The sequence below is a fragment of the Reichenbachiella sp. 5M10 genome, assembly GCF_002742335.1.
Lineage (GTDB): Bacteria > Bacteroidota > Bacteroidia > Cytophagales > Cyclobacteriaceae > Reichenbachiella.
In genome coordinates this window covers 1-15,341 of sequence record NZ_MDGR01000007.1, presented here as the reverse complement: position 1 = coordinate 15,341, position 15,341 = coordinate 1, and the positions used below count along the sequence as shown (strand labels likewise).

14 protein-coding genes are annotated in these 15,341 nt (G+C 43.1%); 9 read left to right on the top strand and 5 right to left on the bottom strand.

Annotated elements, in window-relative coordinates; translation table 11 throughout:
- Positions 1-177: 177 nt before the first annotated feature.
- The gene (locus tag BFP72_RS00095; RefSeq protein ID WP_099597161.1) at positions 178-1,026 is read left to right on the top strand and encodes a sterol desaturase family protein; all 849 of its coding nucleotides are present in this window, start codon (positions 178-180) and stop codon (positions 1,024-1,026) included.
- Here the strand turns inward: BFP72_RS00095 and BFP72_RS00090 are convergent.
- Positions 999-2,279 (bottom strand): type IX secretion system plug protein domain-containing protein, encoded by a 1,281-nt coding sequence (locus BFP72_RS00090; RefSeq protein WP_099597160.1) that lies wholly within the window; start codon positions 2,277-2,279, stop codon positions 999-1,001. The genes BFP72_RS00095 and BFP72_RS00090 overlap by 28 nt on opposite strands.
- Positions 2,280-2,407: 128 nt before the next feature.
- Between BFP72_RS00090 and BFP72_RS00085 the strand changes: the two genes are divergently transcribed.
- From BFP72_RS00085 to BFP72_RS00075, 3 genes are all read left to right on the top strand, one after another.
- Entirely contained in the window at positions 2,408-2,956 is a 549-nt protein-coding gene (locus tag BFP72_RS00085; protein ID WP_099597159.1) for an RNA polymerase sigma factor, read from the top strand.
- Complete coding sequence (locus BFP72_RS00080; protein WP_099597158.1) at positions 2,943-4,280, top strand: hypothetical protein; 1,338 nt, start codon at positions 2,943-2,945, stop codon at positions 4,278-4,280. Before BFP72_RS00085 ends, BFP72_RS00080 begins: the two co-directional genes overlap by 14 nt.
- Before the next feature lie 239 nt (positions 4,281-4,519).
- Positions 4,520-5,674 carry an aminotransferase class V-fold PLP-dependent enzyme gene (locus tag BFP72_RS00075; protein WP_099597157.1) on the top strand — a complete coding sequence of 385 codons (1,155 nt, stop codon included), beginning with the start codon at positions 4,520-4,522 and terminating at the stop codon, positions 5,672-5,674.
- A 2-nt stretch (positions 5,675-5,676) separates the two neighbouring features.
- Here the strand turns inward: BFP72_RS00075 and BFP72_RS00070 are convergent, their stop codons facing one another.
- Both BFP72_RS00070 and BFP72_RS00065 read right to left on the bottom strand, forming a co-directional pair.
- The gene (locus tag BFP72_RS00070) at positions 5,677-7,218 is read right to left on the bottom strand and encodes an OmpA family protein (protein ID WP_158233205.1); all 1,542 of its coding nucleotides are present in this window, start codon (positions 7,216-7,218) and stop codon (positions 5,677-5,679) included.
- Between the two features lie 208 nt (positions 7,219-7,426).
- Positions 7,427-8,752 carry a serine hydrolase gene (locus tag BFP72_RS00065; protein ID WP_221406443.1) on the bottom strand — a complete coding sequence of 442 codons (1,326 nt, stop codon included), beginning with the start codon at positions 8,750-8,752 and terminating at the stop codon, positions 7,427-7,429.
- 165 nt (positions 8,753-8,917) lie between these two features.
- On the opposite strand from BFP72_RS00065, the gene rpsT reads away from it, so the two are divergent.
- The 3 genes from rpsT to BFP72_RS00050 all read left to right on the top strand — a co-directional run bounded on the left by rpsT (position 8,918) and on the right by BFP72_RS00050 (position 10,588).
- Complete coding sequence (gene rpsT, locus BFP72_RS00060) at positions 8,918-9,169, top strand: 30S ribosomal protein S20 (RefSeq protein ID WP_099597154.1); 252 nt, start codon at positions 8,918-8,920, stop codon at positions 9,167-9,169.
- 121 nt (positions 9,170-9,290) lie between these two features.
- Positions 9,291-9,986 carry a DNA repair protein RadC gene (radC, locus tag BFP72_RS00055; protein ID WP_099597153.1) on the top strand — a complete coding sequence of 232 codons (696 nt, stop codon included), beginning with the start codon at positions 9,291-9,293 and terminating at the stop codon, positions 9,984-9,986.
- A complete protein-coding gene (locus BFP72_RS00050) occupies positions 9,986-10,588 on the top strand; it encodes a DUF1684 domain-containing protein (RefSeq protein WP_099597152.1) in 603 nt (200 codons plus the stop codon). The genes radC and BFP72_RS00050 overlap by 1 nt, the downstream gene beginning before the upstream one ends.
- A gap of 2 nt (positions 10,589-10,590) precedes the next feature.
- On the opposite strand, the gene BFP72_RS00045 is transcribed toward BFP72_RS00050, so the two are convergent.
- Positions 10,591-13,212, bottom strand: coding sequence for a M48 family metallopeptidase (locus tag BFP72_RS00045; protein WP_143519882.1), 2,622 nt, complete (start codon positions 13,210-13,212; stop codon positions 10,591-10,593).
- 115 nt (positions 13,213-13,327) lie between these two features.
- Positions 13,328-13,615 (bottom strand): Asp-tRNA(Asn)/Glu-tRNA(Gln) amidotransferase subunit GatC, encoded by a 288-nt coding sequence (gene gatC / locus BFP72_RS00040; protein WP_099597150.1) that lies wholly within the window; start codon positions 13,613-13,615, stop codon positions 13,328-13,330.
- A 239-nt stretch (positions 13,616-13,854) separates the two neighbouring features.
- Between gatC and BFP72_RS00035 the strand changes: the two genes are divergently transcribed.
- Positions 13,855-14,211 carry a transposase gene (locus tag BFP72_RS00035; RefSeq protein WP_099597149.1) on the top strand — a complete coding sequence of 119 codons (357 nt, stop codon included), beginning with the start codon at positions 13,855-13,857 and terminating at the stop codon, positions 14,209-14,211.
- A gap of 80 nt (positions 14,212-14,291) precedes the next feature.
- Positions 14,292-15,176, top strand: a complete 885-nt coding sequence (locus tag BFP72_RS00030; RefSeq protein WP_221406442.1) for a transposase — start codon at positions 14,292-14,294, stop codon at positions 15,174-15,176.
- The last annotated feature ends 165 nt before the right edge of the window (positions 15,177-15,341 follow it).

Here is a 15,341-nt window from a genome sequence, read left to right as displayed (position 1 = left end):
TAAGGTGAACGTTCAGAATTTAAGTTAGCAATTAACCCTTCCGAACACAAATCAGCTACAATCATTTGGAAGTAAAAAGCAAAACGTAAAAATGTTTAGATTTAAGCTCATGAACCCGAAACGTGCACTTTGGTTTCCTACAAAAGCCTCGCGCCTTTTCGGACAAATCGCATTGATATGGAAGAGTTACTAGAGTTTTTCACACACGTCCCGACGTGGTTTCGGGCGAGCCTGCTCATTGGTGGACTGGTGGTGTTTTGGCTACTCGAAGGTATACTCCCTTTGTTTCGGTTTTCCTATCACAAATTCAAGCATGCAGGAGTCAATCTTTTCTTGACATTGACCACCATGATCGTAGGGTTCGGCATGGCAGGATTACTTCTGATGGCTTCTGATTATGTATCGACCCATCAGATTGGGGTTCTATATCTCGTACCTATGCCCATATGGCTACAAGTCATCACCGGGGTATTGCTCCTAGACGCCATCGGTGCGTATCTCGTTCATTGGGTAGAGCATCGCGTACGATGGATGTGGAAGTTCCACTTGGTACACCACACAGATACTCACATAGACGTGACTTCTGGCCTGCGGCACCACCCAGGTGAGACGGTTTTTCGTATTGGGTTCACCATACTCGCAGTGATCCTCATCGGTGCTCCTATGGGTGTGGTCATGCTCTACCAAAGCCTATCTGTATTATTTGCACACTTGACCCACGCCAACACTCCCCTTTTCGGAAAAATAGACCGAGCCATGAGTTATATCTTTGTCACACCCAACATGCATAAAGTACACCACCACTACCGACAACCATGGACTGACACCAACTACGGCAATATTTTCTCGCTTTGGGACCGCCTGTTTGGTACTTTCCAGTACGTAGAAGATCTGGACAAACTAAAATACGGTATAGATACCCATCTCGACCCTAAAGAAAACGAAAACCTTGGCAACCTCCTTCGTATTCCTTTTCAGAAATACCGACAATCAAACTATCAAAACTCAGAGGCAAAGGATGCATAACCCACAACTCGATCTGCTAGGTCAGTGAACCCTCTATAATACACGAGGATATCATAATCATTTTGCGTTTGGTAATAAGACCCCTCAAATAAATATGGATTAGGTCCATCTACCCAATACATATAATCATAAACCCCCTGCTTAAGCAATACCTCCGCTTGATACGATTGAGTTTGCGAATTGTACTTCAAAATACTCCCTTTATCTTTTTTCCAATTGTTGAATGCCCCGATCACATACACATCCTCTTGTACCGGTGAGGTCTTCAAGTCAAAATGTACCCGAATATAATCTGACTCCAAATAGCTCGCTCCAGACTCGTTGGTCCCTATAAAGAACGTTCCATTCATGTCACGTACTTGTGAGTAAACTGCATTGGTACGGCTTTTATCAGTCACCAGATAGGCGTCTATTCCTCTGGGGTCTTTTCGGATATTGGCGACATTCATCCCCCTAAAGTTAAATACTCGAATGTCAAAGAACCGAAACTCATTCCCTCCCTTAAAGTTATTCTCTGCGTTGAAATGGCGGTATTCAAGCGTATTAGAAGCACGATTGACACTGGTGGGTTGCAAGCCCACGATGGCATTGTCCCATCGATTATTTTGGCGCAGCACGACTTTGAACTCGCCCATAGGGTTGTTGGTAGAAATAGAAGAATAATTCATCGCAAAATCAATCTGTTGATTATTGAGTCGGTAGCGCACTGTCGTAGATGACCTTAGGGTTGGCGTCAACCCGACGAGCTGCTCAAACACCACAAATCGCCTTGTAAACAGCACCTCATTGGGACGATTGTCGCGATACACCACGACGGCATAGTTCCCCGATCGTTTCACCTTAGGCATGACCATCCAATAGTTGACATAGAGCGTCAGGGTATTGACAGAATAATCAAAGTCTCGCAAATCAAACGCATTGTAATCATACAAGAACTCGATATCATTGAGGGCAGACTGTGTCCAATCCGCATTGCAATGAACGATCTTCGCTTGTAGGTTGTCGTATTCCTCTGTCAACATATCGAACTTCAACAGCAGAGAGGTCGTCTGCCCAATTGGAATAATCGGCTCTTCCATTTCCTCATTGCCCACCTGCAAAACGGGATAAAGCTGTACCACCCCCACGTCTTCATGAAAAACCTCATTTTGATACAGTTTATCACTTTGAGCTTGAGCATAACTATTCATCCCCAGTACTACACACAAAATCATCAATCTCATCATCACTTGTTTCTGTTGGATCGCATTCATACGCCAATATTAACTAGCATTAAATTTGCAGAGAATAGGAGGCACCATTCTTTTTATTTTTTATGCCATTGCAACCTATTTTGAACATCCTGTGCCTAATACACGAACGAAATTTATCTATCTGCTGAATGCCGCTAGAGGAAAATGACTTAATCAAAGGCTGTCTCAAGGGAGAGCGACATGCACAAGAGGCGCTGTACAAACAGTATGCCTCACAAATGTATGTTGTATGTCTACGATACACACGTGCCCAACAGGAAGCCGAAGACATCCTGCAGGAATCATTCATCAAAGTATTCAAAGATTTGAAAAGTTTCAAACGGAATTCGTCACTCTTTTATTGGATCAAACGAGTAGTGATCAATACCGCGCTCAACTACCAACGAAGCAAACTCTATCTCTATCCCATGGTGGATGTAGAAGAAATGAAAAACACACAGAGCAATGAGGCTAAACTCTCTGAGTACAGTATGGACGAACTCCTGCAAATGATCCAAACGTTGCCTCAGAGTAGTCAGGTGATTTTCAATTTGTATGCCATAGAAGGGTACAAACACAAAGAGATCGCAGAAATGCTAGAAATTAGTGAAGGGACATCAAAGTCCCAATTTGCTAGAGCAAGACAGCTCCTGCAAAACAAAATGCAAGAAACGAAAAAGAATTATGGACGAGGCTGATCAATCATTCGAGCAAGAATGGCAAGCGGCGTTTGACCAAGCAGAACAAACACCGCCAGTACACATATGGGCTGCTATAGATGGGCATCTGGCCAATCAGAAAGCCGATGAGTACAAGCGACAACTATTGATCTATCAATGGGTTGCAGCTGCCTGTGCCCTGCTTCTCTTGACCTTTGGCGTACAATATTGGACTTCATCAAATATGCCAATACATGACGTCACGCACAACAGTACGCATCACACGCCTGGATCCATTCAAAGTTCTAGCCCTGAACAACCGACCGTCAGTCCCTCTCTAGATCAGGCTCCTTCAGCGACTGTGCTAGACAAAGGGACATCAAAGAAAATTAGCCCAAATCATTCTCAAAAACCCGCTACACTACCTGTGCCTGTTCGAAATAAAAAACCAAACATGGAAGTAAAAGCAGGGGCAAGGACACTCCCCACGGACATCATGTTCTTCACTTCAATAGACAGACAAGAAGTGATCTACCACTCGTCTCTCTTGGCTCCCGAGCTTCCCGACTTCCTCTATGGAGTACCCAAAACCTACCTCATCCAGCAGGAGGAAGCCTTCGCAACACTATGGGCTGGTGTCAGCATGTCGTCTGGTAGTTTTGATCCAGCATTCAAAGCCAACAACGCAGGACAAGCAGACTACCTCCAAGCACCTAGTGCCTCCTTTGCTCCCATTGCCAACGAAAACGCCGATCAATCTGGGCTTCAGTACGACCCTGGCTTTTCCGTGTCTGGAGGGCTCAACGTAGGAACCCGCATCAAACAAAGAATCATCTTGAGTACGGGGCTTCACTACAACGCCTATACGACTGGTAAAACAGAAACTTATGTCTTGAGTCATGGCAGTGACTACTATGCTGTCACAGGCGACCCCACTGACCATGCACTCGCTTCAGCAGCTAGCAGTGACAATATAGCACTCGTCTCCAACGACGTGGATCTCAGCAATGAATACAAATACATGAGTATTCCGCTCAAAGCAGGTTATGTGATCCTAGACAAGAGATTCAATATCACACTAAATACCGGACTCTCATCCAACTTCCTCCTCAATGCAGAGCTCGTCGAACACGGTGCAACTGAACCCCTCAGCAACGATCTCAACACCAAGGACAACTACGAATCTATCTATTTCAATTTCATCTCTAGTATCGAGTTTGGTTATCAGTTTTTCCATAAATACCAAGTCACCCTAGAGCCTAACTACAACCAAGCACTGACCGAATTCACAAATTCAAACAACCTGAACGAAGGCAAACCTCGAAACATCGGTGTGGCCTTTGGCATCAAATACAACTTCTAATACCATGAAAACAAAGACCCAATTGGAACACGAATTGAAAGAACTCCGAAAAATCATCATCTTAGGTACGCTCATCGTCATCATGCTCTCCATATTGGCACAAGGATAGTCTTCGAGCTATGGTGACATTTTAAAATAAAAGCGTTCTTGCCGATGAGAGTATTTGATATCTTGCCTCTATACTCGATCCCAAAAACAAAACAGGGATAGATACTGTTCATTCAAATAAACAGAACCCAATGGACTTCAAACCTCTCTACCGCCAGAGTCTGACAGCTCTTGGCTCCAAGCTTCACTTCGCTGCGCATAGTCACCACCTCTGGCCTGATTGTGTTGCCCAAGCTCAAAACCAATACGTACAAGATGCTTTCACTTATGCGGATGAAAAATGGGGAGCAGCCATCGCGCCTCTCGAACAGTCCGTCAAACAATACATCGCTACCCATTTGCAGCTCAATGATCCAAATCAGATATGCTTTGGACCAAACATCCATACGCTTTTTTTTCGGTTGGTAAGTTGCTTTGACCTCCGCGCTCCTCTCAAAATTCTCTCGACAGATTCAGAGTTTTATAGCTTTTCGCGACAAGCGCAAAGACTCTCCGAATACGACAACATCCATGTGACTAAGATCAATGTCTTACCGATGGTTGATTTCAAAAACCGACTACTCGAAGAAGTTCAAACTGGATCGTATCAAATGATCTACTTGAGTCAGGTATTTTTCAATTCTGGGTTGGCCGTAGATTTTTTAGACGAGCTAGCAAATATCACCTCGGCGGAAACCATGATTGTCATTGATGGATACCACGCCTTTGGAGCGATTCCTACCAATCTCACCCGCATTCAAGACCGTGTCTTTTATCTCGCGGGAGGGTACAAATACTTGCAATCTGGCGAAGGCATATGCTTCATGACCGTGCCTCGATCAGCCAACACATATAGGCCACTATATACCGGATGGTTTGCCGAGTTTGACTCTCTAGACGATCATCAGAGTACTGTGAGTTATGCTCCCAATGCCAGTCGCTTCCTAGGGGCTACCACAGACCCATCGGGACTCTACCGCATGCATGCGGTTTGGACGAGTTGGAACCAACAAGGCATCCACATACCAAACATTCACCAACACGTAATGGAGCTTCAAAAGCACTTCCTCATGCTACTGAGTCAAAAAAAGCTACATGGTCTATCTATTGACGACTTGCTGCATGTACAGCAAAATTGGGAATTTTATGGACACTTCTTGACTTTCCAAACCTCAAAAGCAAAGCAAATTCAAGCACTACTCCGAGAAAAAGACATCATCACAGATTGCCGAGAAGACAGACTTCGGTTTGGGTTTGGGATGTACCATAGTATCGCGGACATTTCCTCCTTGTTTGAGCGTCTATGAGCTTACTTTTTGTGGATTGTAAACTCCACACGGCGGTTCAATTTTCGTGTCTCTGCATTGGCATTGCTCGCCCTAGGCTGAGTGCCTCCAAAACCTTGACCCGAGATACGATCGGCATCTACTCCATGAGCTACCAAATACTTCTCAACCGCCTTGACTCGATCCTCACTTAGTTTGAGATTCAAACTCGAATTGCCTTGATTATCAGTGTGACCAGATAAAAATATCGTAATGTCCGGATTGTATTTCATCATCTCCACGACCAACTCCAGCTCCTTCTCCGATCCCGGAACCAACTCACTCAATCCCTGTTTGAACAACACATGATCCAAAGCAATGGTATTCCCTTCGATAATTGGGTTGAGTAAAAACGGGTGCAATTGATCCACTACCGCCTGTTTTTTGCTCAAGTCCAATTCGCCCGTCATATACTGATATGCCCGAACTTTGATTTCAAACATATCCCCTTCCGGCGCATGAAGAGTGAATTGGCCCATACGGTTGGTTCTCCCTTTCTTGATTTCCCCACTGGGAAGGACTTTGACTTCCACCTGTGCTCCGACGATAACACGATTGGTTACGACATTCCTCACTTCTCCTCTCAGTGGGACAAGTTTGGTCTCATCCACTACGATCTTCTCTACCACTTCCTCTTCGACTATAGGGGCCCTTTCGATTTCCTGCGCTACGCGTACCCTTTTGATATCTCCATACCCCTCACTGTTTTGCGTACTTATCAAGAAAGCAAATTCCTTTTCGGTAGGCAGCACAAACGAACTCTCCCAACCTACTGTATTGACCTTAGGCCCCAAATTGACAGGCTCAGACCAGTTACCCCAGGTGTCGTCTAGTCGACGACTCATGAACACATCAAAACTCCCCTCTCCTCCGTGTCCATTGGATGAGAAAAACAAGGTCTTGTTGTCTGAGGCTAAAAACGGCGTAATCTCCTGGTTGGCTGTATTAATTCTTGAACCGATATTCTTGGGAGAACTCCAAACACTATCCTTCTGTAGGTGACTCACATACAGATCCTCTACGCCATATGTACCGAATGACTCCATCGCCAACAACATGATCTTGCCATCGTCAGATAAGCTCGCAGACAAGTGATCTGCTTGGTTCTTGAAATAAGCAACTGTGATATTTTTAGATTTGAACCACCGCCCACTCACACGGTAATAGGATATAAACTCTTTGTCAGAATAAACCAAGATTCGTCTCTCGATATCCAAAAAACCTATCAATTGATCTTCTCCCTTGGTATTGACTTCTTTGAGATTGACAGGTTTAGACCAACTCCCGTCGATTTGGTGCTCAGACACCCATATATCCCCAGGATCATTAACTCCTCCGAGATTATCAGGATGATTTTTCCTAGTGAAATACAATTGACTTTCGTCAGGACTAAGCACAACACTCGCCTCATCGTAAGCACTATTCAATATCGAGTCCATAGGGATCTGCTCACTAAAGACCTCAATTTGCGAATAACTGGTAAGGGAAATAAAAGTAGATATAGCCAGTAGCAAAAATGTCTTCATAGGTCGTGCGTGTTGTCGCGTAAAAATGCCATGCTCTACGCTCAATTCCAATTTATGGAGGCTATTCATAGATATACTTTATGATTATTTACAGAAATAATTGCACTAATTCGTTTTATTAAGAATAATATTTTACATATCTTTACTTTGAACATAATAGCCTATGGTACTCGTATTGTAGGAGATAAGACAAAATCCTGATGCCAGTTCAGGATTTTTGTTTTTCCAGCCAATCATACACTACCGTATGAATTTCGGGCCTTACGTTCAACTCATAAATCCTGCGATTATCTCTAGTAGGATACACCCTATTCGCTAGGAACACAAAAAGCAGGCCATTGTCTGGATCCATCCATACCAAAGTTCCCGTATAGCCAGAATGTCCATAACTATTCGGACTAGCTGCTTGCGCTACACTGCTTTTGATCGAATCATACTCTATGAGCGGTTTGTCAAAGCCCAAGCCTCGCCGATTGTCCAGATCGCCATACTGACGTCTCGTATATTCTTCAATCACTGCATCACTCAGATAACGCCTACCCTCATATGTCCCACCGTTGAGCCACATCTGTAGCAGTTTGGCTAAATCCTCAGCATTACTAAACAAACCAGCATTGCCCGACACTCCCTGCATGACAGCCGCTCCCTCATCATGTACCACCCCATGCAGTGGCCCCATCCTAAAAAACGTATCAATCTCCGTCGGTACAATTTGAGTCAGTGGGTAACGCTTGAGAGGTTCAAAGCCCAAGGAATTCGCCCCAATAGGCTCATAAAAAGTGTCTCGAAGATAATCCTCAAAAGACTCTCCTGTCATTCGCTCAATAAGTTCGGGAAAAAGATAAAAGGCCAAACCTGAATACACATAACTCTCCTCCTTGTATAACTTTGAGCGTTTGATAGCACGCTTGATTTGCCTGTCATAATAAGCCCTGTATAAATACAAATCTGATCCCGGTATTCGGTTGGGATATTGGGCCGAAGAATCAGTACTAATAGTCTTGCGGCGGTACTTTCCATTGCGTCGCATGGATTCTTGATAATATGGTATCCAATTCTTCAACCCTGATTGATGCGCCAAAACCTTTCGCACAGTCAAGTCCTTTTTATTGGAGCGTTTGAGATAAGGAAAATAATATCCCATTGTTTGATCCAGATCAAGCAATCCTTCGTCGGTCAATCGCATCAGTGCCAAAGTCGTCGCAGCGATCTTCGTAATAGAAGCAAGGTCATAGAGGTCACTATTGCGCACCTCACGCACACTATCGTATGTATGGTAACCAAAGGACTTTTCGTAAAAAACCTTACCATATTGAGCCAACAGAATCTGACACCCAGGAAAGGCTTCTTGGCGAATCGCCTGGCCAACAATCGAATCTAGCTGATCTCGCATACGCAAGGAATCACGACTGGCAATGATCTCCGTGACATCCTGCTGCATGTATAAAGTGTCTAAATCCAATTGCGCGTACGCTTCACTGCTCATCCACAGAGATAGGCCGCCATACAAAAGAACACACCACTTCCAATTCATCTCCCAAATTAGCCCCATATTCTTCAAACAGTCAGCGATTTAAACCCTTTTGCACAAATAAAACAAATCCTCTCACGCCCTACAATTAATCAAACAAAGTATTTTTATTTCAGCGAATTAACCCTACATTTGCAGTCCAAAATTAGAAAATAACAATTTTATATAATGGCGAATCATAAATCGGCTTTAAAGAGAATCAGGTCTAACGAGGCTAAAAGATTGAGAAACAGATACCAGCACAAAACTACTCGTACTTATGTAAAGAGGTTGAGAAACACTGCTGACAAGTCTGAAGCGCAAGAATTATTGAAGAAAGTTGTAGCCATGATTGATAAATTGGCTAAAAACAGAATCATTCACAAAAATAAGGCGGCACACCAAAAGTCACAATTGACTAAATTGGTCGCTGCTCTATAAGTAAAGATAAATTCTTGAAAGAGATTGAGTCCTGGTTAGAAAATCAGGACTTTTTTTGTTGTACGCATAGTTATATCCCAAGCCATTCTATTATATTTAGAGAACAGCAAAAGGTAAACCTATGCAATACACCAACCACCTCACCATCAAAAAATGGGCGGAAGAAGACCGCCCTAGAGAAAAGCTCATCCAAAAAGGCAAGTCAGCCCTATCAGAAGCTGAACTCATTGCCATACTCATAGGAAGCGGTACACGTAGTCTCTCAGCAGTACAAGTCGCTCAAAACATCCTAAACAGTACCACAAACAACCTCAATGAACTTGCCAAACTATCATTGAGTGAGCTAAAGAAGTTTAGTGGTATTGGAGAAGCCAAAGCCATTTCTATCATCAGCGCGCTCGAACTAGGCAGAAGACGCCGAGACACTGCTCCCATACAAAAACCCAAAATCACACAATCTAAGGACGTCTACCAACTCTTGCGCCCTCATCTACTAGACCTCCAGCACGAAGAGTTCTGGATACTATACCTCAACCGTGGCAATCGAGTCATCAAAACAGAACAGCTAAGTACAGGAGGAGTCACTGGCACGGTGGTAGATAGCCGAATGATCTTCAAGTCTGCCCTTGAATCACTGGCCTGCTCCATCATTCTGATTCACAACCACCCCTCTGGCAACAATACACCCAGCGAAGCAGACATACAACTGACCAAAAAAATAAACGAAGCAGGAAAAGTCCTAGATATCCCTGTGTTGGATCATGTCATTTTCACTGACCATACCTATTTTAGCTTCGCGGATGAATCCTTGATGTAATGAAGAAAATAATATTAATCACCGGAGTTTGTATACTGAGTTATCTTGTCATTTCCACACTCCTAAAAAAGACCGAACCAAGCACGGCGTATATTGAAAGTATTCAAGAAGAAAGAGACAACAAAGACCAATTCATGAGCACTTCATCCAACTCTCCTTTTCACATATATGGTGACACCACTGTCAACTTAAAGTACTTCCCTATAGATGAGACATACAAGGTTATCGCCCAAATAGACCACATCGAAACACGTCAAAAAGTCACCCTTGCCAATTCTGATGGTACCAATAGTACATACATTAAATTTGCATATGCGAGCTTCGAACTCAACAATAAATCTCAACGTCTACTGATACTTAAAAATATTTTAGAAGGCTCATTGTTCACGGCATTCACTGACCAAACTAGCACCGAGGAGACCTATGGTGCCGGTCGATACCTAGACCTAGACTTCAATCGCGCCAAACGGATCACCATAGATTTCAACAAGGCATACAACCCGTATTGCAATTACAATCACGAATATTCGTGTCCCTTTCCTCCATCCGAAAACAGCCTGAATTTAGTTATAACAGCCGGCGAAAAGGATTACGAAAAGTAGTCTTACTCCCAAGTATTTAGAGAAGCCTCTGCATTTGCTTTTTGCTCTTCAAACCTTACTTCATAAGCCTCGAATTCTTGAGGTGACAACACATCAACGAGTCGAACAACCGCTGACTCAGCGTAGCTCGTGAGCCCCATGGCCAAGCATTGCTCGATGTACCCCATCAGCAATTCAGCAGAAAATTCATTGATGGTAATCGCTTGGAGCAATATTCCATAGGCCTGATCTGGATCCTTCCTCTCTTGATTAAAGTACTCTGCAGCTGCCAAAACGCCCGGTTCATAAAAAGGATTCTTCTCCCCCAATTCCAAATACATTGTCTCTACCAACTCAGGAGCTGACAATGCAACTTCTTGAGCTTTCCTCAAGGACTCCTTCCCTCTGACAAACATATCTTCCTCCCTCGGCCAAGTATCTTTTCCTTCACGCAGAGCCAACTCCAATGCCTCTAACTTCGTCGCATACACTGCATCAGTACTATTATCTTCCCGCTCCTTGTACAACAAATATTGTCCCACAGAAGCTCGTTCAGTCTGTGCATAGGCTTGCGCCAAGTCTGCTGTAGACACAGGATACCCGTTTTCTCTTGCTCTTTCAAAGCACCGAGCTGCCAACAAAGGAGCATCTTGCTCCATGCTCCACTTCCCAAGCAACATCTCTACATAAGGAACCTTATCCTCTACTCTACTCGCGAGTACATGCATCACGCCATAAGCACCAGCAACATCTCCTCGCTCGTACAGATTTAGTGCTTTGATCCATACCAATGAGGCGTAATAAGCATCATTCGCTGGTTCCTCTAAAAAAGAATCTATATGGTCAAGATAATACGTCCCTTGCCCACGCCACTCTGACATTCCCACATTTTTTAGATAGGCAAACGAGAACAAATTCAATTGCAGATCGAGAGATTCTAGTACATCATCTATATCTGACTCCTTTTGAATAGCCACTTTGTTGGCAATCGCGTTCGTCTGTACATCAATTCTATCAAGATACTGCAATTCAAAATCCACCTCTCTATCGTGCCGCGTATACGCCCCTAGCAAATTAGCTTCCATAACTCCGCTCTGCCAAGCATTCGCATTGTTAGGGTGCTTCATATGATAGATTACGGAATCCTCAACATTCGTTTTCAAATAAAGCATCGCCAGATTGTTTCTCAACGCCCAACTATCCGGAAATTCTTTGAGACCCTCCTGGTATGCAAAAATGGCATCAAAGAATTGATTATTGGACTCATAACTAACACCCAAATTAACAAAAGCCTCTTCCGTAGGATTTTTCTGAGTCGCACTTTTATACCACACACTTCGTTCGGAGTGATCCTCCAATAACTCTGCATACATAAAATTGGACCTATGATTACGATTGGAATGCGCCAGCATATTGCCATAAATAGCCCCTCGTCTATAGTACTCCTTGGCCTTGCTATATTCACCCAAACTCAAGTTCATATCTCCCAATCCATTAAAATAACCTGAGACAGCTTGATTGAATGCGGCATAATTCGAAGCAAAGAAAAGAGCTGATACAATGATCAATCCCGCCAGTTTAGACGTTGCATAGGGGAAATTATCTTCTTTAAAAACCACTTTGTAGATTGGGAGTCCTTTGAGCAATAAGGTGATAAAGTTGACCAGAACATAAATAAAGAACATTCCTCCAAAACCAAGATGCCCGAAAACTATCGCGTCTTCAATGACTTCCAGAGCTGGATCATTCCCAGAAAAAGACAGAAATAAAATCGTAACAAAGCAAACGACCGCCAAAGAAAAGTACATTATTAGGGCAAAGGGCATGAAGGGCATTATCCCCTTATACAACACCTCACGGTCCTTAAGCCCCCAAACACCCAACAAAGCAGACATTGCCAACAGAAGAGTTGGATTCAGATAATAAATATCCCAATTGATATAGCCGGAATTACGCATAAAAAGTAGACCGACATTGAGTAAATAGATTAATGAAAAAACAATAAAATGAATACCGCTTTCTTTCGAGTCATCTCCCTTCATACTCCGTGTTGCCACCACCAATATAGCGTAGACTACCTCATGACCTACCAATAAACTAAAAGCTATAGAAAAAATTAATCCTAGCCAATAGGCATCATAAGACAACAAAAGCAAAGGCCGCGGCATCACCGATGAAAATACGATCACGCACGAGACAAGACTAAACAAGGTACAATAACTCAGTACTCTATAAATGAACGGGACATCGACCCGAACGGATTGGTAATAATATGTCAACGCTATAAGTAATACAGATAGCCCACCGATGACCACTTCAGGCCCCACTCCAAACAGACCTAAGCCAGAAACACCACTTAAAGACACCAATAAAACAAGCACCCCCATAGCTATCACAAACCAAAAGCGGTTAAATGTACTAACAACTGCTAGTCCAAAGGCTAGTGCTAGGTAAACCAGCACGGCAAACCCAAACACCCAAAAATCTGAGAGCAACTCATAGCTAGCTTTGGCCTTTTGCAAGATCAAAGACACTTCACCAGAAACTACTCCCTCCAAAACCGTCGAATGACTGGAGTAAACTGGAAAGTCCAAAGAAGCAATACCCCCGCTAGACAGCCAAGTAAAGAAAATGGAGAAATCCATTACATCTACATATACCGATACTATTTCGATACTGACCAATAAAAACAAAGCAAGAAAAAAAAAACACTGTTGAGCTCGACCCCAACCGTTCCAAAAACAGTAATCCCCCATGTGATCAACTTAAAACTTTAGGAACCACGAAATAATTATCAGTGCTCTCAGGAGCATTCTTTGTGGTTTCTCCATTTTCGAAAAAGTTATCAGCAACATCCCCTCGCAAAGGCACCTCATCCTCATTCACATTGCCCAAGGCATCCACATTCTCCGTATCTACCTCTTCCAATTGCTCTACCCATTCCAATATATCACCTAAATCCTTACTCATTTTGAGTTCTTGATCCTCTGACAACTCAAGTCTAGCCAAATTAGACAGCTTACGAACCGTTCCTATTTCTATCGCCATGAATTTTTAATTTTTATCAAAAGGTAAATTTAACCAAACAAAGTCAAGTACAAGTCAATGTGACTTACAATCAGATTACTATTACTACATGCCCCCAAAGTCGTGATAAGTAATGGAAGCAGCCATTAAGTTGAGGGAAGCGGGTTACTCCTTCAATACCTACTGATCTCGAAAACGGATCAGTAGGTATTTCTGGGGGTCAATAAGTCATAATTAATTTTCTTTGCTAGAAAAAAGCATTGGAAAAGGAGTTATTGAGTCTGTTGTTACCTGAGGGTATGTTGGATTATTTCGAAGTAGTGTCCATGAGGCTAAAGGATAAAACGTATTTCATTTATTTGGAAGAGAAGAATATCCACCCTCAGCAGTTCAAAGGAGATAAATTGACCTCCAAAGGATTCTTTGATGAGGTTTCCATTCAAGATTTTCCTCTTCGCGGCAAGCCCTGCTATCTTAAGATCAAGCGTAGGAAGTGGCTCAATGAGGCTACTGGCAAAAATGTAAGCAGGGATTGGAAAATGGTAGCAACAGGTACGCGGATGACAGAGGAATTCGCGCTTTTTTTAAAACGGAACTCCTGGATTCCAAGCCTATAAGCTGCAAGCTGGTTGCCGAACTATTTCATCTCAATAGTAAGCAACTCGAACACCAATATGTCTTCTGTTTGAGCCATTTCATGCAATGGCCTCAACGGGAGCACGCCTCTGATTGGATATTGTTCCCCGAAAACATGGGCACTCATTTAAGTATTGATGAGACTGCTCTCTCACAAGGAGAGCTTTATACAATTGTGACCAATAAAGCAGCAAAAGGAAGGAAAGGTAGCTTAGTTGCTTTGGTCAAAGGGACTGATAGTGAGCAAGTAAACGCGGTATTGAAGCAAGTTGACAGTACTTTAAGGCGCAAAGTCCAAGAAGTCACACTGGATATGGCTGCTAGCATGGAAAAAATAGTTAGACGCAGCTTTCCAAAAGCCCAGTTAGTAACAGACCGCTTTCATGTTCAAAAATTGGCCTATGATGCGGTACAAGAAATGCGCATTGCTTACAGATGGGAAGCCATTGATCAGGAAAATAAAGAAATTGAATTGAGTCGTGAAGCAGGTAAGTCTTATGTTGCCCATCGACTCGAAAATGGCGATACAGAGAAGCAACTTTTGGCTAGAAGCAGGTACTTGCTTTTCAAAAGCGAACACAACTGGACTGTCTCACAAGTCCACCGTGCAGAGATACTCTTCAAACACTATCCTTCACTGGAAAAAGCCTACAAACTCTCAAGAGAACTCGCTTACATTTATCAAAGTAGCAAGGTCAAAGGAGTTGCATTTACTCGTTTGGCACAGTGGTATGACAAGGTAGAAAAGGCAGGCTTCAAGTCCTTCAACACAGTGGCCAGAACAATACAAAACCACTATCAGAGTATCCTCAATTTCTTTGATCATCGAAGTACCAATGCGTCAGCAGAATCTTTCAATGCCAAGATCAAGGCCTTTAGATCTCAATTCAGAGGTGTTCAAAACGTAGAATTTTTCCTCTACAGACTATCTAAAATTTATGCGTGATTTTTTCAATCCCCCAAGTTTACAGACTGATCCCGGGTTACTCCTTCAATACCTACTGATCTCGAAAACTGATGTACCTCCCAAACCCTAGGGAAAAAAGTATGGACATAAAAAAACCTTGATCACATATGCAATCAAGGTTTTGATAAAAACTGGCAACGACCT

Excerpts from the sequence above, each read along its gene's own strand:
- BFP72_RS00095 (WP_099597161.1), top strand. The coding sequence starts at position 178 with ATGGAAGAGTTACTAGAGTTTTTCACACACGTCCCGACGTGGTTTCGG.
- BFP72_RS00090 (WP_099597160.1), bottom strand. The coding sequence starts at position 2,279 with ATGAATGCGATCCAACAGAAACAAGTGATGATGAGATTGATGATTTTG.
- BFP72_RS00085 (WP_099597159.1), top strand. The coding sequence starts at position 2,408 with ATGCCGCTAGAGGAAAATGACTTAATCAAAGGCTGTCTCAAGGGAGAG.
- BFP72_RS00080 (WP_099597158.1), top strand. The coding sequence starts at position 2,943 with ATGGACGAGGCTGATCAATCATTCGAGCAAGAATGGCAAGCGGCGTTT.
- BFP72_RS00075 (WP_099597157.1), top strand. The coding sequence starts at position 4,520 with ATGGACTTCAAACCTCTCTACCGCCAGAGTCTGACAGCTCTTGGCTCC.
- BFP72_RS00070 (WP_158233205.1), bottom strand. The coding sequence starts at position 7,218 with ATGAAGACATTTTTGCTACTGGCTATATCTACTTTTATTTCCCTTACC.
- BFP72_RS00065 (WP_221406443.1), bottom strand. The coding sequence starts at position 8,752 with ATGAATTGGAAGTGGTGTGTTCTTTTGTATGGCGGCCTATCTCTGTGG.
- rpsT (WP_099597154.1), top strand. The coding sequence starts at position 8,918 with ATGGCGAATCATAAATCGGCTTTAAAGAGAATCAGGTCTAACGAGGCT.
- radC (WP_099597153.1), top strand. The coding sequence starts at position 9,291 with ATGCAATACACCAACCACCTCACCATCAAAAAATGGGCGGAAGAAGAC.
- BFP72_RS00050 (WP_099597152.1), top strand. The coding sequence starts at position 9,986 with ATGAAGAAAATAATATTAATCACCGGAGTTTGTATACTGAGTTATCTT.
- BFP72_RS00045 (WP_143519882.1), bottom strand. The coding sequence starts at position 13,212 with ATGGATTTCTCCATTTTCTTTACTTGGCTGTCTAGCGGGGGTATTGCT.
- gatC (WP_099597150.1), bottom strand. The coding sequence starts at position 13,615 with ATGGCGATAGAAATAGGAACGGTTCGTAAGCTGTCTAATTTGGCTAGA.
- BFP72_RS00030 (WP_221406442.1), top strand. The coding sequence starts at position 14,292 with ATGCAATGGCCTCAACGGGAGCACGCCTCTGATTGGATATTGTTCCCC.